This is a genomic window from Pseudorhizobium banfieldiae (assembly GCF_000967425.1).
Classification (GTDB): Bacteria; Pseudomonadota; Alphaproteobacteria; order Rhizobiales; family Rhizobiaceae; genus Neorhizobium; species Neorhizobium banfieldiae.
In genome coordinates this window covers 2,479,319-2,498,272 of the sequence record NZ_FO082820.1, presented here as the reverse complement: position 1 = coordinate 2,498,272, position 18,954 = coordinate 2,479,319, and the positions used below count along the sequence as shown (strand labels likewise).

The window sequence follows — 18,954 nt, the reverse complement described above, 5'->3', positions numbered from 1 at the left end:
CCCGATAGTGAAGCCGCCTTCCGCAGCGGAGCCTCGCCCATGAGCAATCACCTCAAGTTCTTCATCGACGGTCGCTGGGTGGAGCCGGCCATTCCGGTGGCCCTCGATGTCATAAATCCTGCCACGGAAGAACCGTTCACGCAGATTGCGCTGGGCTCGTCCGAGGACGTTGACCGCGCTGTGGCTGCCGCGAAATCGGCCTTTCCCGCATTCTCGCTCTGGTCTAAGCAGGAACGGCTGACGCTGCTCCGCCGCATTCTTTCCGAATACAAGGCTCGCTACGAAGAGATTGCCCGGGCGGTGAGCCGTGAAATGGGCGCACCGATCGCGTTTGCGCGCGACAGTCAGACGGCCGCCGGCAAGGCGCACCTCATCGCGACGATCGAGGCGCTGGAGGACTTCGTCTTCACCGAACGGCGCGGCACGACCATGGTGGTGCGCGAGCCGATCGGCGTCTGCGCATTGATCACCCCGTGGAACTGGCCGCTGAACCAGATCGTCTGCAAGGTTGCCCCGGCGATCGCCGCCGGCTGTACCATGGTGCTGAAGCCGTCCGAGATCGCGCCCGTCAGCGGCATCATCTTTGCCGAGATCATGGAGGCGGCCGGAACACCCGCGGGCGTCTTCAACCTCGTCAACGGCACGGGACCGGACGTCGGGCAGGTGATGGCTGGTCATCCTGATGTGGACATGGTCTCGTTCACCGGCTCCACGCGCGCAGGTGTCATTGTTGCCAAGACCGCAGCGGATACCGTCAAGCGTGTGGCGCAGGAGCTCGGCGGTAAGTCTGCCAACATCATTCTCCCCGATGCCGATCTTGAACACGCGGTTTCGGAAGGCGTCGTCTCCTGCTTCGGCAATTCCGGACAGTCCTGCGACGCGCCGACCCGCATGCTGGTGCCAAGCGATCGGCATGGCGAGGCGATGGGGGTCGCACGGCGTGCTGCGGAGCGAATGAAGGTGGGCGACCCGCAGGCGGCCGATACCGATCTCGGGCCGGTCGTCAGCGAGCAGCAATACGACAAGATCCAGCGCTTGATCGAAGCGGGCATCAAGGAGGGGGCGACGCTCGTGACAGGCGGTCCCGGGCGGCCCGAGGGGCTCAATCGCGGCTATTACGTCCGGCCCACCGTCTTCGGCAACGTCTCCAACGACATGACGATTGCCCGCGAAGAGATCTTCGGCCCTGTCCTGTCCATCCTACCCTACAATGACGAGGAGCAGGCGATCGCCATCGCCAACGACACCCTCTACGGTCTCGCAGCCTATGTGCAATCCGGAGATCTGGAGCATGCCCGCAATGTTGCGGCCCGGTTGCGAGCAGGTTCCGTCTACGTCAACTATCCGGACTGGGATACCCGAGCTCCCTTCGGCGGCTACAAGCAGTCCGGCAACGGCCGTGAGTACGCCGACTGGGGCATCCACGACTTCCTCGAGATCAAGGGCATCGTCGGCTACGGCGGGTGAGCGCCGACTGTCAGCGCGTGTCGCAGTCGGTGAGGACGTCCCATGACCGCTCGATGGACACGAAAACGGCTTCTCAAGCGGCGTCTCCTGCCGCTAGGATGCCGTACGGCCCCGTGCCGTCACAGAGGATGGAACACATGAAGAAAACACTGCTAACATCGACAGTCTTCGCCATGACCGCCGCCTTTACGTCCTTCGCCGCAGCGCAGGACGCCGAAATTCGCATTGCGACCGAGGGAGCATACCCGCCCTTCAACTTCACGGATACGGATGGGTCGCTGAAGGGCTTCGATGTCGATATCGCCAATGCCCTTTGCGAGGAGATGAAGGCGAAGTGCGCCATCGTGGCGCAGGACTGGGACGGCATCATTCCCGGACTGATGGCCAACAAGTACGACGCCATCATCGCGTCGATGAGCATCACCGAGGAGCGCAAGCAGCAGATCGACTTCACCAACAAGTATTACACGACGCCGCTTGCCGTCATCGCGCCGAAGGACGGCGACGTGAAGGGCGTGTCGGTCGAGGACCTGAAGGACAAGGTCGTCGGTGCCCAGGCCTCCACGACCCAGGCCAACTATGCAACCGACGTCTATGAGAAGGCCGGCATAGAGGTGAAGCTCTATCCGACGCAGGAAGAAGCGGCAGCCGATCTGCAGAACGGTCGTATAGACGCGCTGATCTCCGACAAGTTCGTCGTTGTCGACTGGCTGAACGGCGACGGCAAGGATTGCTGCGCCATGGTGGGCGACGTGCCGGGCACGGAGACAGAGGCCGGCATCGGCATCCGCAAGGGCGAGGAAGAGTTAAAGGAACGCTTCAACACGGCGATCGACGCGATCGTCGCCAACGGCACCTACGGCAAGATCGTCGCCAAGTACTTCCCCTTCGATATCTACTGATCGGGCCGAAACGATCTTATGCGGCCGCCGGCTTGTCCGGCGGCTTTTTCGTCAGTAGCCGCAGGAGCGCAACTGGGCCTCGTATTTCTGCGCCATGCCGGCGGAGCGCTGGGCCGCCTTCCTCGCCGTCGGTGTGAAGTTGCCACGGGAATAGCCCGCATGGCCGGAATAATAGGCGAGGTAGAGGTTGTAGGTGTCGTTGCGGGGGATGCCGTTCTTGACGCTGCTGCGGTTGTGATACCAGCCGACGAAGTGGATCGCGTCGCCGAAATCGCTGCGGCGGGCCGACCAGCGTCCGGTGGATCGCTGGTATTCAAGCCATGTGCCGTCCAGCGCCTGCGCGTAGCCATAGGCAGACGACTGCCTCTTCCACGGGATGAAGCCGAGCAGCTTGGTGCGGGGCGGGCGGGCATGCGCCTTGAAACCTGACTCCGTGTAGATCGTCGCCATCAGTACCGGGACCGGGACGCCGAACTCGCGCTCGACGTTCCTCGCCTCTCGCGACCAGTTGTTGAATAGCCCGTCCTTCTGCTCGAACACTGCACAGGCATTGTTGATCCGGCTCGGTGCCGATGCGCAGGCAGACAGCAGCAACAGGAGCGCGATGGAGAACGCAATACGCATCGCTTAACCTCTCGTTTCGGAAGATTAATGACGCGTAAAATTTAACGAAAGGTTTCAGGGCCGCGGCCGCGTGCACGAAAGGCGTCCCGTCGCGACCTGTGCCAAGACAGGAAAAAATCCGATTTCCATAAAATTGCATCTTTCGACTTAAGCGCCCCGAAAAGGCGTTCGTCTATGGTGAGGGCATAGGCGGCATGAAGCCCATAGATCCGAGATGACTTCGGAACATCAAGCGAGACGGCGGAAAACGCTGTCCATCAAAACAGGGTTTCGAACATGCCGATGAAAACTCTCCTTGCTGTGGCATTCATGGCAGCTCTCGTCTCTGGTGGCTCCGCGCAGGCTGGCGGCCCCGGCGGCTTTGCCCGCTCCTTTGCCTCGTCGCCTGCCGTCCAGTACGACCTGGCGATGAACGGTCCGATCCGGTCCAGTGTCGGAGCGGAAGTACCGGCCCTGACCGAGTCCCTCGCCGTGGAACTGGCGCGCATCAACCGCAGCGTCAACACGTCCATCAGAGCCATCGACAGCTACCTCGACGGCTTTGCGCCGGATCTCGCCAGCGCAATCGGCAGCGAGCGCTGCCACGATTGTGCGGATCTGAAGCGCGAACGTCTCGCTGCGCTCGGCTGGCCTGCCGGTGCTATGCGGATTTCCTACGCGCTGACCAGCTCCGGCAGTGTGGAGCGGGTCCTCGTCGTCTCGACCGACCGAGGGCAAGTGATCCTCGGTGAGCGCCTGACGATGATCGGCAAGCGCGTCACGGCCGGTTCCCGTTCTTCGGCAAGCACCTGGGCGCGGGGCGCGATGCGACCGGCATACGCCGACATCTGACCTTCTGCGGAGCCGGTCCTTCTCCGCACCCGCCTTCCTTCAGGGGGAGGCGGGCTTTCCCTTTTCGGCGATCGCGATGCCGCCCAGCGCCAGCACGAGCGCGGCAATGTGGAAGAACTGCAGCTCCTCCCCGATGATCGCAACAGAAAGCAGCGTGCCGAAGACGGGGATCAGATTGATGAAGAGGCTCGCGCGGTTCGGGCCGATCCCTTCGACACCCTTGATGTAGAGCACCTGGGCGAGCAGCGACGCGAACAGCGCGGTGTAGAGGGCGATCACCCAGCCGCGTGTATCGGGCCATAGCGCAGCATCGCCGGCATGTTCCCAGAGGACCAGCGGGACCGTGGTCAGGAGCGCGAAGAGCGCCGGGATGGCCATCAGCGTGCGCCAGTCGATGACCGGCTTCCACCGCAACGATACGGTGTAGACGGCATAGGCGACGACGGCGATCAGCATGAGCGCGTCGCCGAAATTGAGCGTGAGGTCGAGGAGGCTCGCGAGGTCGCCATGCGATGCCGTCAGGGCGACACCGACGAGCGTCAGGGAGAAGCCGAATACCTGTGCGAGCGATACCCGCGTCCTGAACAGCACGAAGTTGATGAGGAAGATCAGCATCGGAATGCCGGCCTGCTCGATCGCGACATTGATGGCCGTGGTGTATTTGAGGGCAGTGTAGAGCACTGCGTTGAAGGTCGTGTAGCCGATGACGCCGTAGAAGATCAGGATCGGCAGCCGCTTGCGCACGACAGGCCAGTCCTTCCTCAACTGCGGCAGGGAGATCGCGAAGATGATCGCGACTGCGATGGCCCAGCGCCAGAAGGTCAGCATCATCGGGCTGATATGCCCGAGCGCAAGCTTGCCGGCCACGGCATTGCCACCCCATGACAGCGTTGCGATCACGAGACAAAGATATGCGGTTCTGTGCAAGATCATCTCCGTCGGAGAGCAGGGTGGATGCAGCGTGGGCCGATCGCAGATAGACCGCGGCCCGCGGTTTTGTCACGTAAAAACCTCTTTTGGAGGCACAAACAGATCGCAATCCTCGAAACTAGGCCTTATAGATGCGCCGGTTTGAGTTGGCGCAAGAGCTTGCGCGAAAACAGGAAAGCGAAAGATGACGAACGTCGTGGTAGTCGGCTCCCAATGGGGTGACGAGGGCAAGGGCAAGATCGTGGACTGGCTCTCGGAGCGTGCCGACATCGTCGTCCGTTTCCAGGGCGGGCACAATGCCGGTCATACCCTCGTGATCGACGGCGTCAGCTACAAGCTGTCCCTGCTGCCCTCGGGCGTCGTGCGTCCCGGCAAGATGGCGGTCATCGGCAATGGCGTCGTGGTCGACCCGCATGCGCTGATCGCCGAGATCGACAAGCTGGCGAAGCAGGGCGTGACGATCACCCCGGATAACCTTCGCATCGCCGACAATGCGACCCTGATCCTCTCGCTCCACCGGGAACTGGACGGCATGCGCGAGGATGCGGCCTCCAACAGCGGCACGAAGATCGGGACGACCCGCCGCGGCATCGGTCCGGCTTATGAGGACAAGGTGGGCCGCCGTGCGATCCGGGTCATGGATCTCGCCGACCTCGATACGCTGGGCGGCAAGGTCGACCGCATCCTGACCCATCACAATGCCATCCGCCGCGGTCTTGGTGCGCCGGAGGTTTCCCACGAGACGATCATGGAGGAACTGACTTCGGTTGCCGAGCGCGTTCTGCCGTTCCGGGAAACTGTCTGGCTGCTTCTCGACAAGGAGCGCCGCAAGGGCGCCCGCATCCTGTTCGAGGGCGCGCAGGGTTCGCTGCTCGACATCGACCACGGTACCTATCCCTTCGTGACCTCGTCGAACACCGTCGCCGGACAGGCGGCGGCCGGCTCGGGCATGGGCCCCGGCACGCTCGGTTATATCCTCGGTATCACCAAGGCCTATACGACGCGCGTCGGCGAGGGACCGTTCCCGACCGAACTCCACGACGAGATCGGTCAGTTCCTGGGCGAAAAGGGCCATGAATTCGGTACGGTCACCGGTCGCAAGCGCCGGTGCGGCTGGTTCGATGCGGCTCTGGTGCGCCAGTCGGTGGCGACCAATGGAATAACGGGGATTGCCCTGACCAAGCTCGATGTCCTTGACGGCCTCGACGAACTCAAGATCTGCGTCGGCTACAAGCTCGACGGCCAGGAAATCGACCACCTTCCGGCGAGCCAGGCGGCGCAGGCTCGCGTCCAGCCTATCTACATCACGCTGGAAGGCTGGAAGGAATCGACGGTCGGCGCCCGCAAATGGGCGGACCTGCCGGCGCAGGCGATCAAGTATGTCCGCCAGGTGGAAGAGTTGATAGGCGCCCCTGTCGCCCTACTTTCCACCAGTCCGGAACGCGACGACACCATACTTGTGACCGATCCGTTTGAGGATTAAAGTTCCGGCCACGTTATCGTTACCAGCCGGTTAATCGACCGGTGACCATGAGAAAGTGCTGATGGCAGATTTTGTAGCGGTTATCCGCCGCGCTGTGGACGGTCTGGCGAACAATACGCCGGACATGCGTGCAAAAGTGTACGACAAGGCGCGCGGTGCGGTTCGGCGGCAGCTCGAAAACATGAAGCCCACGCCGTCCGAGGACATGATCCTCAGGCAGATGGGCAAGCTCGAGGCGGCGATCGAATCCGTCGAGGCGGAGCATGCCGAGGCACTGCCGCCGGACGAACCTTCCGCCGCGCCGATTCCACTGGCGCCTGATGTCGTCGATGAGCAGGAGCCGGTGACCGAGCCGCCGTTTGCAGAGGCTGAACCGGAAGCTCCGCCGGTGGCATCCGCGACGGAGGGGCGGCAGGACGACGAGCTTCCGGCGGCGCGGCCCGGATACACCGGAGAGCCTTTTGGCGAGGCGGTGGAAAGTCAGGTCGACCACGGCCAGCCTGTTCATGACTACGACCAGCCTGTCGCCGATACCTATGCGGCAGAGCCTCTTGCTGCGCACGAACAGGACTACGTGGCGCCGTCGGAGGAATCCGATAGATTCGCCGAAGCCCCAGAGGAGCCGTGGGCGCAGGAGACCGAGGCTGGTACCCAGGACGACCCGTATCCGGACTTTGGGGGCGAACCCGCGGAGGCCGGCGAGCCGCCTCATGTGGAAACGGAGATCCAGCCCGCCGCTTGGCCGGCAGAGGAGGAAGCGTATCCGGCCCACGAAGAGCCGCAGGCTGATCACGAGCCGCTGGAGACTGTCTCCCCGGAACCCTCCGTCGACGAGAACCGAGGATGGCATCCCGAGGAGGTTCAGCCAGCCGCACCCGCTGCAGCGGACGAGTGGATCTGGCCGCCGGAGGAGCCTCGGAAGGATGCCACGCCTGCCTGGGATCAGGGCGATTCATTCGAGACCAGCGCTGAGCCTGCGGATGCTTCGCCGGAGCACCAGCGCCCGATCGAGCCGGTCGAGGCGCATTTTGGCGAGGAGACGCATGTCTCCGCCGACTCCGTCCGGATGCCGTCGGTTGCCGATTTCCCGGGTCTTGGACAGGCCGAACATGTGGACCTGGGGCGGCCGGAAGACGAGGCCGCTTATGCCTCGCCGGTTGCCACTGACCAGCCGCCCCGGAAAGACGAAAGCGATCCCTGGAGCGATCTCGAGGAGCTTATCGGCTACAACAAGGACGCGCTTCCTGCGGCCGGTGCGGCTGCTATCGGCGCCGAGGCCGACGAGGACATGGTTCCGCCGCCGCCGCGCACCTACCGCGTGGCGCCCAAGAAGCGCAGCTATACCGGGCCGATCCTGGCATTGATCGGCCTGCTGATCGTTGCCGCCGGTGGTTATGCGCTCTGGATCAACAGAGACGCGATCACCGATGTCGCGGGCCTGTCCGACACATCGACACCCGCTGTAGCCCCGACGGCAACGACAGAGGAGCCGGCTGCAGAACCACCGGAAACGGCACAGGAGGCTGCTCCCCCTGAAGGTGAAGCCGCCGAAACCGACACCGCTCCTGTGGCGCCGGAAGACGGTGTTGCCGCGGACGCGAAGTTCACGCAGCGGCTGCTGCCCGACGGCACAGAGGTAGACGAAGGTCCCGCAGCGGCAGGTGCCACCGGGGAAGGACAATCCGTTGCGCAGCTGAACGCTCCACCTGCAACGCCTGCGGAAGCGGGTGCTGCTGCCGAGGCGCCGGCCGAACCGTCCGCCACTCCGGCGGATGCCGCGGCTCTCGCCGGCGAGAAGATGTTCCTCTACGAGGAGCGTCTTGGCCAGACGGCGCCGACGGCAATCGAGGGTGCCGTGTCATGGACCCTCCAGCAGGAGGCCGGCCAGAATGGCAGACAGGAACCTGTCGTGCAGGGCCGCATCAACGTGCCTGGCCGTGGTTTGACCGCGCTCCTGACGTTCAAGCGCAATACCGATCCATCGCTCCCCGCCAGCCATCTGGTGGAGATCGTCTTCGCGGTTCCGCCCGGTTTCGAAGGCGGAGCGATCGACAGCGTCCAGCGGATTGCGATGAAGCAGACGGAGCAGGATCGCGGCGACGCGCTGATCGCCGTGCCGGCGAAGATCACCGACGATTTCCATATGATCGCGTTGAACGATTTCCCCGATGCCCGAGCGACCAATATCGAACTTCTGCGGACGCGGAACTGGATCGATATTCCGCTTGCCTACCGCAACGGACGACGGGCCCTCCTCACCATGCAGAAGGGGGAAGCGGGAACCCAGGCCTTTAATGACGCGATCCGCGAGTGGAGTGCGCTCAGCGGAAGCACGACACCGGCCCCCGCCCCGGCTCCAGCGGGGCAGTGACAAGAAAGGCCGGCGGAGCGATCCGCCGGCCTTTTTCATTGGATGTCACGAAATCGTATCGCGATCAGGCGTCGACGACGCGCAGTGCATTGGCCTGGGCCAGTGCTTCCTTCAGAACTGCTTCCTGAACCTTCTCGAAGGCACGAACCTCGATCTGGCGGACGCGCTCGCGGCTGATGTCGAATTCGGACGAGAGCTCTTCCAGCGTGATCGGATCATCGGCCAGACGCCTGGCCTGGAAAATGCGGCGCTCGCGCTCGTTCAGGACGCCCATCGCCTTGGCGAGCATGCGCCGGCGCGTATCCAGTTCGTCCTGTTCGATCAGCACTTCTTCCTGGCTGTCCTGGTCATCCACGAGCCAATCCTGCCACTGTCCGGATTCGCCTTCCGTCGCGCGGATCGGCGCATTCAGGGAGGCATCACCGGAGAGCCGGCGGTTCATTGAAACCACTTCCTCCTCGGAGACATTCAGCTTGGTGGCGATCTCGGCTACCTGCTCCGGCTTCAGGTCGCCTTCCTCGATCGCCTGCAGTCGGCCCTTCAGCCTGCGCAAGTTGAAGAACAGGCGCTTCTGGTTGGCGGTGGTGCCCATCTTAACGAGCGACCATGAGCGCAGGATGTATTCCTGGATCGAGGCCTTGATCCACCACATTGCATAGGTGGCGAGACGGAAGCCGCGTTCCGGATCGAACTTCTTGACGGCCTGCATCAGGCCGACATTGCCTTCGGAGACGACCTCGCCGATGGGGAGGCCATAGCCGCGGTAGCCCATGGCGATCTTCGCCACGAGGCGGAGGTGGCTGGTAACCAGTTGATGTGCGGCGTCGCGATCCCCATGTTCGGCGTAACGCTTGGCGAGCATGTACTCCTGCTGCGGCTCAAGCATCGGAAATTTGCGGATTTCATCAAGATAGCGATTGAGACCGGCTTCGCCGGCCGTAATCGACGGCAGTGTATTGCGGGCCATAAAGCACCCCCTTCCGAAAGATTTCTCCTGGCTCCCTCTTCACGAGCGACAGGCGCTGAGGCGAGCCAAACGGTACGGATCATTTCCGACCCCGCACCGACCCAAGTGACAGATAAGTACGGCAGAACATTGATGCAAGCGGCGGGCCGGCATCACATGAACGTTATTCCATTACATTTCTGTAATGAAGCTGCGCCTTCGATATGGGCCCTAACTTCGCAGTGCGTCGACCAGTTCCCGCATGTCTTCCGGCATCGGAGCCTCGAACTCCATGACCTCCCCGGAACGGGGGTGCTCAAAGGCAAGGAGGAACGCGTGAAGGGCTTGCCGATTGAAGCGGCCGGCGATCGTTTTGGCCGGCTCCGGCAGGACGTTCACCTTCGTCCGAAAGCCGCCGCTGTAGTCCGAATCTCCGATGAGCGGGCAGCCGATATGGGCCATATGAACCCGGATCTGATGCGTACGCCCCGTTTCCAGCCGGCATTCCACAAGCGAGGCGAGGGCGGTTGCATCCGGTTTCTCGTGAAAGCGCTCAACCACTTCGTAATGGGTGATTGCTTCGCGCGCGTCGTCGCTATCCTCGCGCTTCACCGCCCGCTTCGTACGATCACCGCCACCACGGCCGAGCGGTGCATCGATTGTTCCCTTCAACTGCTTCGGCCGGCCCCAGACGACCGCCTGATAGGCCCTTTCCAGCGGCCCTGTCCGTCCGTGATCAGCGAACTGCGCGGCCAGGTGCCGGTGGGCAATGTCGTTCTTGGCAGCAACCAGTACGCCGCTGGTATCCTTGTCCAGCCTGTGGACGATGCCCGGTCGCCGGACGCCGCCTATTCCCGACAGGCTCTCCCCGCAGTGGTGGATCAGCGCATTGACCAAGGTGCCGGTCCAGTTGCCGGCGCCGGGATGGACGACGAGTCCGGGAGGCTTCAGGATGACGATGACATCCGCGTCCTCGTAGAGCACGTCGAGAGGGATGTCCTCGCCTCTCGGTTCGGCATCCTCCGGTTCCGGCAGGACAATCTCCACGGCGTCGCCCGGCGCAATCTTCCGCTTCGGCTCGGTGCAGACTGTCCCCTTCAGCGAGACGGCTCCCTGCTCGATCAGGGCCTTGATACGGCTGCGCGAAAACTCTCCCTCCAGCGCCGTCGTCAGCCAGGCGTCCAGCCGGCCTTGCGCGTCTTCATCGGCAACCAGCACTTTCCTTGGCGCATCGGCTTGTTTAAAGGGGTCATTCATTCACGGTAATCCGAAAGCAGCGAGGACGTTCAGCAATGGCCCATCCTGATCCCGAGGAACAGGAAGAACCACTTGATCCGGCAATGGAAAGGATCCGCCGGAAGATGGTGCTTCTGCAACTCGTCTCGGGCGGCATTCTGTTCGTCTGCTTTATGGCGGTCCTCGCAGCGGTTGTCTACAAGGTCTCTCAGGGGCCGGAGGAGGCCTCTGTTGCCTCGTCGGGCTTTGCAGTGCCGTCGGACCAGCCGCTCACCTCTTCCGTCGATCTTCCTGCAGGGTTCGAGATCCAGTCGGTCTCGATCTCCGGTTCGCAGCTTCTGTTCTACGGGCGCGTTGCGGGAGCGCAGAAGGCACTGGTCTATGACCTTTCGCTCGGCCGGATGGTCGCCGACGTTGCGGTCGGGACTGCACCCTGAGCCGTGGCCGCTGACCTGATCCGCATCTGCGATCCGGACGATGTGCGCATCGCCGAGTTCCGGAACATCCGTGAGCGCGACCTGACCGGCCGTGAGCACCGGTTCATCGCCGAAGGCACGGTGGTGCTGAGGATGCTTGCGGCCGCGCATTCGCGGAAAGATGCTTTCGCTGCGGAGAAGATCCTGCTTCTCGAGAACAGGGTCGCTGGACTTTCCGAGGAACTGTCGGCCTTCCCCACTGATGTGCCTGTCTATGTCGCGTCGGCCGAGGTTCTCGATGCGATCGCGGGTTTCCACCTGCATCGGGGCGTGCTCGCCCTCGGCCGGCGCCTCAGTTGCTCAGAGCCTGCACAACTGCTGGAGACGCTGCCGGAGCGCTCGCTCGTGGTTGCCGCCTGCGGGATCTCGAACCACGACAATATTGGTGCAATCTTCCGCAATGCTGCGGCCTTCGGAGCCGATGCCGTCCTGTTGGACGAGACCTGCTGCGACCCGCTCTACCGGAAGGCCTTGCGGGTGTCCGTCGGGACGGTGCTCAAGGTGCCTTATGCGAGAGGTGGCGCGATAACGGACAATCTCTCGGCGCTCGTGGAGGCCGGTTTTCATGTGTGGGCGCTGTCGCCTTCCGGATCAACCGACGTCCGCGATATTCCTACGGCTCCCCGTGTCGCACTTGCGACTGGGACGGAAGGGGCGGGCCTTCCCCAAGATGTTTTGGAGAGATTCGATACGGCGAGGATCGCCCAGGCGCCGGGCTTGGACAGCCTCAATGCGGCAACCGCAACTGCCGTGGCTCTCTACCAGATCGCCGCCGGGCAGGGCCGCATCTAGGTCAGCTTGCGGCCTCCTGGGGCGCACCGATCGCCGCTGCCGCGCGCCCGGCCAGGCTTTCGCGGTCGGACGATGACGTAGACGCCTTGTTGGCAAGAATTGGAAAGATCGGCGAATCCGGCCCTTCCGCCTTCGCCGTCAGCGCAACCATGGTCGCGGCGATCGACGCAAGCTCGTCGCGCAGGGCTTCATCATGAATATCCGACTTCGCCTTCAGCAGCCGGTCAGAAAGCGCCCTGGAGCGGTTATGGACCTCGTCTGCCATGGCGGAAAGTTCGGGCGAGGCCGCGATCACATCGGAAATCGTAGCGTCTGCGTTACCATTCGCTTCAGGCAGTTCGGCAGCTTCGTTTCTGGGAGTCGAGACGTCCTTCAATGACACGCCATTGGACTTGCCGGACTTTCTTGGAACGCGGGACACTTCGCGCATTTCCGATCCGGAATTCCTGAGCTTCTCCTTCAGCCGCTCGATCTCCTGAAGGCGTCTTTCGAGTGCATTCTCCTTGTCGCTGCGCGCGGCAATCTCGCGGGCAAGCTTGTCCTCCAGGCGCATGGCGCGGTGCTCTTCCTGAGACAGCCGCGTTTCTGCGTCCTTGGCCCGCGAGGTCTGCAGCTTGATGTCGGCCCGTAGCGCGTCGCGCTCGTCCCGAAGCGACGTGATGCGGAACTTCAGGTTCTCGATCTCGGTATCGCGCGCCGAGATGTCGATGCGCAGACCGTCCAGGTCGGTGGTCATCTTCGCGAGTTGCCGCTCGAGGGTCTCGATTTCCATGCCCTTTGCCGCATCCGCCTCTTCGGCCGCCTCGACAGCCGCTTTCAGTTGCTGGATGTAGCTGTCTTCCTGGCGCAGGCGCGAACGCAGGTCCGCTGCCTCGACGTCCATGTCGTTGATCTGCATCTGCAGGTCGTGGTTCTCGGACTGGAGTCGGCGCGCCTCTTCCGCCAGTTTTTCGTGGCGCAGCTTCAAGCTCAGCGACTTGTCTCGCTCGTCCACCAGCTCCTGCTTGGTGCGGGCGTTCTCGGCCGCATACACAGCGCGTGCAAGATCCCGCTGGGCACGCACCTCCTGCGGGCTGATCGGCATGGTCGCCTTGAGGCGGTTCTCCGTGTACCGGACAATCCTGCCGTGAATGGCAGGCGCAATCAGCATTGCAAGGAGTGCGGCGGTCAGGAAACCCAAGCCGAAAAGAAGGGCGAACTGGATCACGATGCGGTACCGCCGGCCTGGATGGTTTGAGGGATTGCCAAGCCTTTAAGCATAACCCCTGTTCGCCCGCAAGCGAGTGCAGCATCATCGAATGGTTCGGAATGCATGAAATCCCTCCCTGTGGCCGGGAGGGATAATCGGCTGGATCAGAATGGGTTCCACGTCGGCGAACGCGTCAGCTTGAGGTAGCCGACATTGATGCCGAGCCGGGCGCCGACGCCCGTGCGGATCGGCACCAGGACCACATCATTGTTGCGCATTACGGTCATGCCGACACCGGCGACGACGAAGGCGGAGCCGGACACGCCGCCGAAGCGGGCGTAGAGGGCTTCGATCGCCGGCAGGTCGTAGACCAGCATCATCGCGCGTGAACCCTGGCCGCCATAGTCGATCCCCAGTGAGGGGCCCTGCCAGAAGACCGGGTGCTGGCCTGCATTCTTCGTGTAGAGTTCACCCTCGCCATAGGTCAGGCCGGCGATGAAGGCGCCCGAGCCCTCCTGGCCCAGGATATAACCGTTCGGAAGGCCATACTGCTCGAAGGCTCTCTCCACGACCTTAGCCAGGCCGCCGCTGGTATTGCCGAAGAAGCTGTGGCCGGCGTCGATCACTTCCTGCACCGAGTACTGGCTGCTGTCCTGCGCCAGCGCTGGCCGCACGGTTGCCGCGCTCATCACGAGCAGGGCGAGCATGGTCGCAGCAAGGCGGGCGAGGGGGGAGTTGTCATAAAGGCGCATCGTTCGGTCCGTCTTGTTTGTCGGTACGGGTGCGGGTTTCCCATATTGTGTCGAGGGGTCTTAACAATCGGTTTACCAAATATGTTGTCATTATGGCCGGGGTCACGCCATGTTCGCGCAACCTTGCTGAGGCATCAGCGGTCGCGTGACCAGCATCAGGAGAAAGATATGCCCAAGAACCCGAATCTCACCCTCGAAGGGCCAGATCTTGCGGCGCTCCTGTGCAGTCGCGTCTGCCACGACGTCATCTCGCCGGTCGGCGCGATCAACAACGGCCTTGAACTTCTCGACGAGGGCGCGTCCGACAGCGATGCGCTCGACCTGATCCGCACCTCGGCACTCAATGCCGCCGTTCGCCTCAAGTTCGCACGGCTTGCCTTCGGCGCATCCGGTTCCGTCGGTGCGTCGATCGATACCGGCGAGGCGGAGAAGGCGGCGAAGGATTTCGCATCGGCAGAGAAGAAGACGGAGGTGACGTGGAACGGACCGCGCGCCATCGTGGCCAAGAACCGGGTCAAGCTCCTGCTCAACCTCTTCCTGGTGGCCTATGGCGGCATCCCGCGCGGTGGCTCAATTGACGTCACGCTGGAGAATCCGGAATACGACGCGCGGTTCATCATCACCATCAAGGGGCGGATGATGCGCGTGCCAGCAAAGTTTGTAGAGATCGCCGAAGGCACGCTGGAAGAGCCGGTCGACGCTCACACCATCCAGCCCTATTATACCGTCCTTCTGGCGGAGGAATGCGGCATGGATCTCCGGCATGTCGTGTCCGAGGACAAGATCGTCTTCATCGCCGAAGCCCGCCCGACCTGATCGACTTTAAGACGTCCGGTAACCATTCCTTAGCGGCATAGGCCTATGCTGGAGCTTGTCCCTGTCCAAAGGCAGGGCCATTGATGGGAGTGGTCAATGCAGCGCCTGATGATTGCCGATGCTTCGGATGTCGTCCGCAAGGTCGGAAAGCGTATCCTGTCCGAGCTCGGGTTCGTGGTCGTCGAGGCCGAGAGCGCCCGCGACGCGATCAGTCGCTGCCAGGCCGAATTGCCAGCCTTCCTCATCGTGGATGCCGCACTGGAAGGCGCCCTGGACGTGATCCAGGCGGTCAGGGGCCTGCCGAACGGCAAGGATGTCCGCATTTTCTACTGCGTCATCGAGGCGGACCTGAAGAAGATGATGCTCGGCAAGCGGGCCGGCGCGAACGACTTCCTGCTCAAGCCCTTCGACCGTAAGATCCTCACCTCGGTCTTCGGTGGCCTGGCGGTCGCCGCCTGATATCCCCTCCGGACAAGCGTATATCGACGGCTACACGGCTGCGACTGTACGAGCGCTGCATGGAGCGTGACCGCAACCTGTTGCCACATACAAAAACGCCCGCGGCAAGCGCGGGCGTCGTCAAGGCGATTGGGCGGGGGTGCCTGTTCAGGCGATGTCGGCGTATTCGTTGCCTTCCGGCTCGCGCAGCACATAGCCGCGGCCCCAGACCGTTTCGATGTAATTGGCGCCGCCGGCCGCATTGGCGAGCTTCTTGCGCAGCTTGCAGATGAAGACATCGATGATCTTCAGCTCCGGCTCGTCCATGCCGCCATAGAGGTGGTTCAGGAACATTTCCTTCGTGAGCGTCGTGCCCTTGCGGAGCGAGAGCAGCTCCAGCATCTGGTATTCCTTGCCGGTCAGGTGAACGCGCTGACCGCCGACTTCCACCGTCTTGGCGTCGAGGTTCACGATGAGCTCGCCGGTGATGATGATCGACTGCGCGTGGCCCTTCGAACGACGGACGATGGCATGGATGCGGGCAACCAGTTCGTCCTTGTGGAAAGGCTTGGTCATGTAGTCGTCGGCACCGAAGCCGAGGCCGCGCACCTTGTCCTCGATGCCGGCCATGCCGGAGAGGATGAGAATCGGTGTCTTGACCTTGGAAAGCCGCAGCGTGCGGAGAACCTCGTAACCCGACATGTCGGGCAGGTTCAGGTCGAGGAGGATGATGTCGTAGTCGTACAGCTTGCCGAGATCGACGCCTTCTTCGCCCAGATCGGTCGTGTAGACGTTGAAGCTTTCCGATTTCAGCATCAGTTCGATGCTCTGCGCTGTCGCGCTGTCATCTTCGATGAGTAGAACCCGCATGTTTTTCCCCTTTACCGCCGCTCAGGCAGTCCGTTCCACCTGAGCGATACGGATCCAGCCGCGCCTGATTTGGAAGCTGCCACCAAATGGTTAACAAATTCTGATTCACTCTGGCAAGAGATATCGAACTTATTAAGCATAAAGCTCAGCCAACTGATTTACCATGAGGATTGGTCATCGCCTGACTTGAACCATCGCGTGAGGAAAACCCGCTAAGTGATTCATGCGACTCTCCATTGTCGCGCCCAATTTCGGCCTCGGCATTTACCGACCCTTAAATGATCACGCGTATTGTTAATGATGCCCGTAAACGAAAGGTTAACGCGGAAGGAGTTCGGATTAACACAACCGGATATTTTTGACCGGCAGTGTATCGATCCGGTTACAGGCGGGGTGCCGCTACCCACGGAGTATTGCGTATGAAGTCGCGTGACAGCCTAGTTCGCCTGAAGGAATTTCAGGTCAATGAGAAACGCCGCCAGTTGCAGCAGCTACAGATGATGATGTCTGAGTTCGAGCGGATGGCGAAGGAACTCGAACACCAGATCGGTCTGGAGGAGAAGAAGTCCGGTATCTCTGATCCGGCCCATTTTGCTTATCCGACCTTTGCGAAGGCGGCTCGCCAGAGGGCAGACAACCTGCAGGTCTCGATCCGCGAGCTGAAGGTACAGCAAGAGGCTGCGGAACTGGCGCTGGAGGAGGCCCAGGCCGAATTCGCCAAGGCGGCAGCCCTGGAAGAGCGAGACGGTGCAATGCGCGCCCGCGCCTGAACGAGCGGTTCTGGCGCATCTCACTCCTGGCCTTTCGAGAACGTCCGCCGGCATTCTGCCGACGGTCGCTACGTGCTTATCGTGTCCTTCCAATCCGAATGCCGTAGAGCCTGGTCACGCATGAACGGGCAGAGCGGCAGGATCTTCCAGCCACCGCGGCGCGCCTCTTCTACGGCATGCAATGCCAGCGCCTGCCCTACGCCCCGGCCGCGCAAGGCGTCCGGAACGCCGGTGTGATCAACGATGACAAGCGAGGCTGACGCGCGCGAGTAGGTGAGCTCTGCCTCGTGGCCGTCGATCCGTGCCACGTAACGGCCGCCGGATTTCGCCGGCTCATGTTCGATGTCCACTGATTTCCCCTATACGCTGGCTAACAGACCGCATATCGGGCGCACATAGGGAGGCCGGCCCCGAAGGGAAGGCTGGCGACGGCTCCAAGACCCCATGGCAGGCATCGGACAAGGTCGGCAATGCGAAAAGGCGCCGCGGTGTGGTCTCCCGTTCGGCGCCTAAGTTGCAAGTCGTTCCGTACCGGGCCTAGTGCCGGTACTGCTGTATCCGTGTCGTCCGCAGACCGGCAAGCCCGTGATCGTTGATGGAGGACTGCCAGGAGAGGAACTCTTCGACGGTCAAGGTATAGCGCTCGCACGCCTCTTCGAGGCTGAGCAGACCGCCCCGTACCGCGGCAACCACCTCCGCCTTGCGGCGGATGACCCAGCGGCGGGTATTGGCCGGCGGCAGGTCGGCAATCGTCAGCGGACTGCCATCGGGGCCGATGACATATTTAACTCGGGGTCGTATCAATTCGGTCATGGGACTCTCTACACAAACACAAGACCACGGAGGGGAGCCTAGACCCGCAGTTTTAACATTTACCTAAATGTGGCGAAGCAATTGTTCCAGAAGCTGCCAGCAGTTGAAATCGGTCTGGCGGCCTGGGCTTCGCGCCGTTGAAACTTGTCGGCGCGGCTTCTCCGCCGACCTGATCGCTCGACGAATGCTGCTGTTCGCAGCACCTACAACATCGCCAGCGACAGGTGCGTGCTGTCGTCCCCCAGCATGACCGTAGCGGTGCCGCTATGATGAAGGGATAGAAGGTCCCCGGCTTCCAGTTCCATGACCATGCTGGCGGAAAGGGTTCCCGATGACCCGGTGGCGCTCGCGACTTGGAGGGCGCTCGGACTACCGTTTGCGGCGACGGCGGTCACATGGCCGGAGGAGGAGGCAGTCCTGACTTGCAGGCTCGCCAGGTAGGTTCCGCTCGCCGGGACAAGGATTGCGCTGCCGCCGCCGGGGGGCGAGCCCGATAGCTCGAGGCCGCCGCGATTGACGCCAAAATGCGTGAAGCCCGTTTGCTGCCCGTCCGCCGGTTCCATGCTGGCGCCTGTCCGGTAGGCCCTCATCGCCGGCTGGTTTGGCCGGGTGTGGCGACCACCGGCGTCGATGGCGAGCGCGGTCTTCCACATGTTTCCGTCGCTGACCTTGATCGAGAAGGCATTGTCTCCGGCAAGGCCGAGTTCGGCATAGCCCGTATACGCTGTCTGGAAGAGCAGCGATCCGGTATCGCCGGCGGCAGCCTTGTTGATCTTCAACTGGTGGCCGCTTCCGGTGTGGTCGAAGAGCGAGGCGGGGGAGGTGACAACCAGCCGATTGGTGGCGTCACTGTCGGCATTGATCCCGATCCCGTCGAACCTCGGCGAAAGAGGCAGGACAGAACGCCACTCGTTCTCCCAGAAGACCTTGAGCGCGCCGGTGGTTGCAAACCATGCGCGCCAGCCGGGAAGAGGCTGGTGAAAGCTCCACCCACCATCCTGCCATGACGCGATCTGTTCCTCCTTGCCAGACCAATCGCCCGAAGCTGCTTGTGCGACCAAGAAGCAGGTGCCCTCCGGTGGGTTGGGCGGGGGATCGGCACGATCGTCGGTGATGGTCAGTTGCACCATCGTATCCAGAACAAGCAGTGCCTCATTGTGGGTGACATGCTTCTGTGCCTGAGAGGGAAGGATGAAAGGCATTTCCAGCTTGGTGGTCCTGTCGGCCATTGTCTTTGCTCCGCTAATG

Annotated in this window: 20 protein-coding genes; 10 read left to right on the top strand and 10 right to left on the bottom strand. The window is 62.5% G+C overall.

The window, feature by feature from the left end:
* The first annotated feature begins 39 nt into the window (after positions 1–39).
* Positions 40–1,467, top strand: coding sequence for an aldehyde dehydrogenase family protein (locus tag NT26_RS12285; protein ID WP_052639095.1), 1,428 nt, complete (start codon positions 40–42; stop codon positions 1,465–1,467).
* A 137-nt stretch (positions 1,468–1,604) separates the two neighbouring features.
* A complete protein-coding gene (locus NT26_RS12280; protein WP_052639094.1) occupies positions 1,605–2,369 on the top strand; it encodes an ABC transporter substrate-binding protein in 765 nt (254 codons plus the stop codon).
* Between the two features lie 51 nt (positions 2,370–2,420).
* On the opposite strand, the gene NT26_RS12275 is transcribed toward NT26_RS12280, so the two are convergent.
* Positions 2,421–2,993 (bottom strand): transglycosylase SLT domain-containing protein, encoded by a 573-nt coding sequence (locus NT26_RS12275; protein ID WP_052639093.1) that lies wholly within the window; start codon positions 2,991–2,993, stop codon positions 2,421–2,423.
* Between the two features lie 282 nt (positions 2,994–3,275).
* Here NT26_RS12275 and NT26_RS12270 point away from each other — a divergent pair, with 282 nt between their 5' ends.
* Positions 3,276–3,824 (top strand): transglutaminase-like cysteine peptidase, encoded by a 549-nt coding sequence (locus NT26_RS12270; RefSeq protein ID WP_162197790.1) that lies wholly within the window; start codon positions 3,276–3,278, stop codon positions 3,822–3,824.
* Positions 3,825–3,863: 39 nt separating this feature from the next.
* Here the strand turns inward: NT26_RS12270 and NT26_RS12265 are convergent, their stop codons facing one another.
* On the bottom strand, positions 3,864–4,751 hold the full coding sequence (locus NT26_RS12265; RefSeq protein ID WP_152337870.1) for a DMT family transporter: 888 nt from the start codon (positions 4,749–4,751) through the stop codon (positions 3,864–3,866).
* A gap of 187 nt (positions 4,752–4,938) precedes the next feature.
* On the opposite strand from NT26_RS12265, the gene NT26_RS12260 reads away from it, so the two are divergent.
* Positions 4,939–6,237, top strand: coding sequence for an adenylosuccinate synthase (locus NT26_RS12260; protein ID WP_052639090.1), 1,299 nt, complete (start codon positions 4,939–4,941; stop codon positions 6,235–6,237).
* Positions 6,238–6,298: 61 nt separating this feature from the next.
* The gene (locus tag NT26_RS12255; protein ID WP_052639089.1) at positions 6,299–8,608 is read left to right on the top strand and encodes a hypothetical protein; all 2,310 of its coding nucleotides are present in this window, start codon (positions 6,299–6,301) and stop codon (positions 8,606–8,608) included.
* 64 nt (positions 8,609–8,672) lie between these two features.
* Here NT26_RS12255 and rpoH read toward each other — a convergent pair whose 3' ends face one another.
* Together rpoH and NT26_RS12245 are read right to left on the bottom strand one after the other, a co-directional pair.
* Entirely contained in the window at positions 8,673–9,575 is a 903-nt protein-coding gene (gene rpoH, locus NT26_RS12250; RefSeq protein WP_052639088.1) for an RNA polymerase sigma factor RpoH, read from the bottom strand.
* A 210-nt stretch (positions 9,576–9,785) separates the two neighbouring features.
* Positions 9,786–10,811: an RluA family pseudouridine synthase gene (locus tag NT26_RS12245; protein WP_052639087.1), complete on the bottom strand. Its 1,026-nt coding sequence runs from the start codon at positions 10,809–10,811 to the stop codon at positions 9,786–9,788.
* 35 nt (positions 10,812–10,846) lie between these two features.
* On the opposite strand from NT26_RS12245, the gene NT26_RS12240 reads away from it, so the two are divergent.
* Both NT26_RS12240 and NT26_RS12235 read left to right on the top strand, forming a co-directional pair.
* A complete protein-coding gene (locus NT26_RS12240) occupies positions 10,847–11,227 on the top strand; it encodes a hypothetical protein (protein WP_052639086.1) in 381 nt (126 codons plus the stop codon).
* A 3-nt stretch (positions 11,228–11,230) separates the two neighbouring features.
* Entirely contained in the window at positions 11,231–12,058 is an 828-nt protein-coding gene (locus NT26_RS12235; protein WP_052639085.1) for a TrmH family RNA methyltransferase, read from the top strand.
* A 1-nt stretch (position 12,059) separates the two neighbouring features.
* Here NT26_RS12235 and NT26_RS12230 read toward each other — a convergent pair whose 3' ends face one another.
* Entirely contained in the window at positions 12,060–13,265 is a 1,206-nt protein-coding gene (locus tag NT26_RS12230) for a coiled-coil domain-containing protein (RefSeq protein WP_052639084.1), read from the bottom strand.
* A 146-nt stretch (positions 13,266–13,411) separates the two neighbouring features.
* Positions 13,412–13,954 carry a DUF1134 domain-containing protein gene (locus tag NT26_RS12225; protein WP_052642129.1) on the bottom strand — a complete coding sequence of 181 codons (543 nt, stop codon included), beginning with the start codon at positions 13,952–13,954 and terminating at the stop codon, positions 13,412–13,414.
* A 213-nt stretch (positions 13,955–14,167) separates the two neighbouring features.
* Between NT26_RS12225 and chpT the strand changes: the two genes are divergently transcribed.
* Together chpT and NT26_RS12215 are read left to right on the top strand one after the other, a co-directional pair.
* Positions 14,168–14,815, top strand: a complete 648-nt coding sequence (gene chpT / locus NT26_RS12220; RefSeq protein ID WP_052639083.1) for a histidine phosphotransferase ChpT — start codon at positions 14,168–14,170, stop codon at positions 14,813–14,815.
* Positions 14,816–14,911: 96 nt separating this feature from the next.
* Positions 14,912–15,274: a response regulator gene (locus NT26_RS12215; RefSeq protein WP_052639082.1), complete on the top strand. Its 363-nt coding sequence runs from the start codon at positions 14,912–14,914 to the stop codon at positions 15,272–15,274.
* A 147-nt stretch (positions 15,275–15,421) separates the two neighbouring features.
* On the opposite strand, the gene ctrA is transcribed toward NT26_RS12215, so the two are convergent.
* Positions 15,422–16,123 carry a response regulator transcription factor CtrA gene (ctrA, locus tag NT26_RS12210; protein ID WP_052639081.1) on the bottom strand — a complete coding sequence of 234 codons (702 nt, stop codon included), beginning with the start codon at positions 16,121–16,123 and terminating at the stop codon, positions 15,422–15,424.
* Positions 16,124–16,542: 419 nt separating this feature from the next.
* Here ctrA and NT26_RS12205 point away from each other — a divergent pair, with 419 nt between their 5' ends.
* Positions 16,543–16,893, top strand: a complete 351-nt coding sequence (locus NT26_RS12205) for a hypothetical protein (RefSeq protein WP_052639080.1) — start codon at positions 16,543–16,545, stop codon at positions 16,891–16,893.
* A gap of 68 nt (positions 16,894–16,961) precedes the next feature.
* Here NT26_RS12205 and NT26_RS12200 read toward each other — a convergent pair whose 3' ends face one another.
* The 3 genes from NT26_RS12200 to NT26_RS12190 form a co-directional block, all read right to left on the bottom strand.
* The gene (locus tag NT26_RS12200) at positions 16,962–17,243 is read right to left on the bottom strand and encodes a GNAT family N-acetyltransferase (protein ID WP_052639079.1); all 282 of its coding nucleotides are present in this window, start codon (positions 17,241–17,243) and stop codon (positions 16,962–16,964) included.
* A gap of 187 nt (positions 17,244–17,430) precedes the next feature.
* Positions 17,431–17,706, bottom strand: a complete 276-nt coding sequence (gene sciP / locus NT26_RS12195) for a CtrA inhibitor SciP (protein WP_007769470.1) — start codon at positions 17,704–17,706, stop codon at positions 17,431–17,433.
* Positions 17,707–17,909: 203 nt separating this feature from the next.
* Positions 17,910–18,935: a DUF2793 domain-containing protein gene (locus tag NT26_RS12190; protein ID WP_052639078.1), complete on the bottom strand. Its 1,026-nt coding sequence runs from the start codon at positions 18,933–18,935 to the stop codon at positions 17,910–17,912.
* Between the last annotated feature and the right edge of the window lie 19 nt (positions 18,936–18,954).

Excerpts from the sequence above, each read along its gene's own strand:
- rpoH (WP_052639088.1), bottom strand. The coding sequence starts at position 9,575 with ATGGCCCGCAATACACTGCCGTCGATTACGGCCGGCGAAGCCGGTCTC.
- NT26_RS12205 (WP_052639080.1), top strand. The coding sequence starts at position 16,543 with ATGAAGTCGCGTGACAGCCTAGTTCGCCTGAAGGAATTTCAGGTCAAT.
- NT26_RS12275 (WP_052639093.1), bottom strand. The coding sequence starts at position 2,993 with ATGCGTATTGCGTTCTCCATCGCGCTCCTGTTGCTGCTGTCTGCCTGC.
- NT26_RS12245 (WP_052639087.1), bottom strand. The coding sequence starts at position 10,811 with ATGAATGACCCCTTTAAACAAGCCGATGCGCCAAGGAAAGTGCTGGTT.
- NT26_RS12270 (WP_162197790.1), top strand. The coding sequence starts at position 3,276 with ATGAAAACTCTCCTTGCTGTGGCATTCATGGCAGCTCTCGTCTCTGGT.
- NT26_RS12225 (WP_052642129.1), bottom strand. The coding sequence starts at position 13,954 with ATGCTCGCCCTGCTCGTGATGAGCGCGGCAACCGTGCGGCCAGCGCTG.
- NT26_RS12280 (WP_052639094.1), top strand. The coding sequence starts at position 1,605 with ATGAAGAAAACACTGCTAACATCGACAGTCTTCGCCATGACCGCCGCC.
- ctrA (WP_052639081.1), bottom strand. The coding sequence starts at position 16,123 with ATGCGGGTTCTACTCATCGAAGATGACAGCGCGACAGCGCAGAGCATC.
- sciP (WP_007769470.1), bottom strand. The coding sequence starts at position 17,706 with ATGACCGAATTGATACGACCCCGAGTTAAATATGTCATCGGCCCCGAT.
- NT26_RS12215 (WP_052639082.1), top strand. The coding sequence starts at position 14,912 with ATGCAGCGCCTGATGATTGCCGATGCTTCGGATGTCGTCCGCAAGGTC.
- NT26_RS12240 (WP_052639086.1), top strand. The coding sequence starts at position 10,847 with ATGGCCCATCCTGATCCCGAGGAACAGGAAGAACCACTTGATCCGGCA.
- NT26_RS12255 (WP_052639089.1), top strand. The coding sequence starts at position 6,299 with ATGGCAGATTTTGTAGCGGTTATCCGCCGCGCTGTGGACGGTCTGGCG.
- NT26_RS12190 (WP_052639078.1), bottom strand. The coding sequence starts at position 18,935 with ATGGCCGACAGGACCACCAAGCTGGAAATGCCTTTCATCCTTCCCTCT.
- NT26_RS12285 (WP_052639095.1), top strand. The coding sequence starts at position 40 with ATGAGCAATCACCTCAAGTTCTTCATCGACGGTCGCTGGGTGGAGCCG.
- chpT (WP_052639083.1), top strand. The coding sequence starts at position 14,168 with ATGCCCAAGAACCCGAATCTCACCCTCGAAGGGCCAGATCTTGCGGCG.
- NT26_RS12260 (WP_052639090.1), top strand. The coding sequence starts at position 4,939 with ATGACGAACGTCGTGGTAGTCGGCTCCCAATGGGGTGACGAGGGCAAG.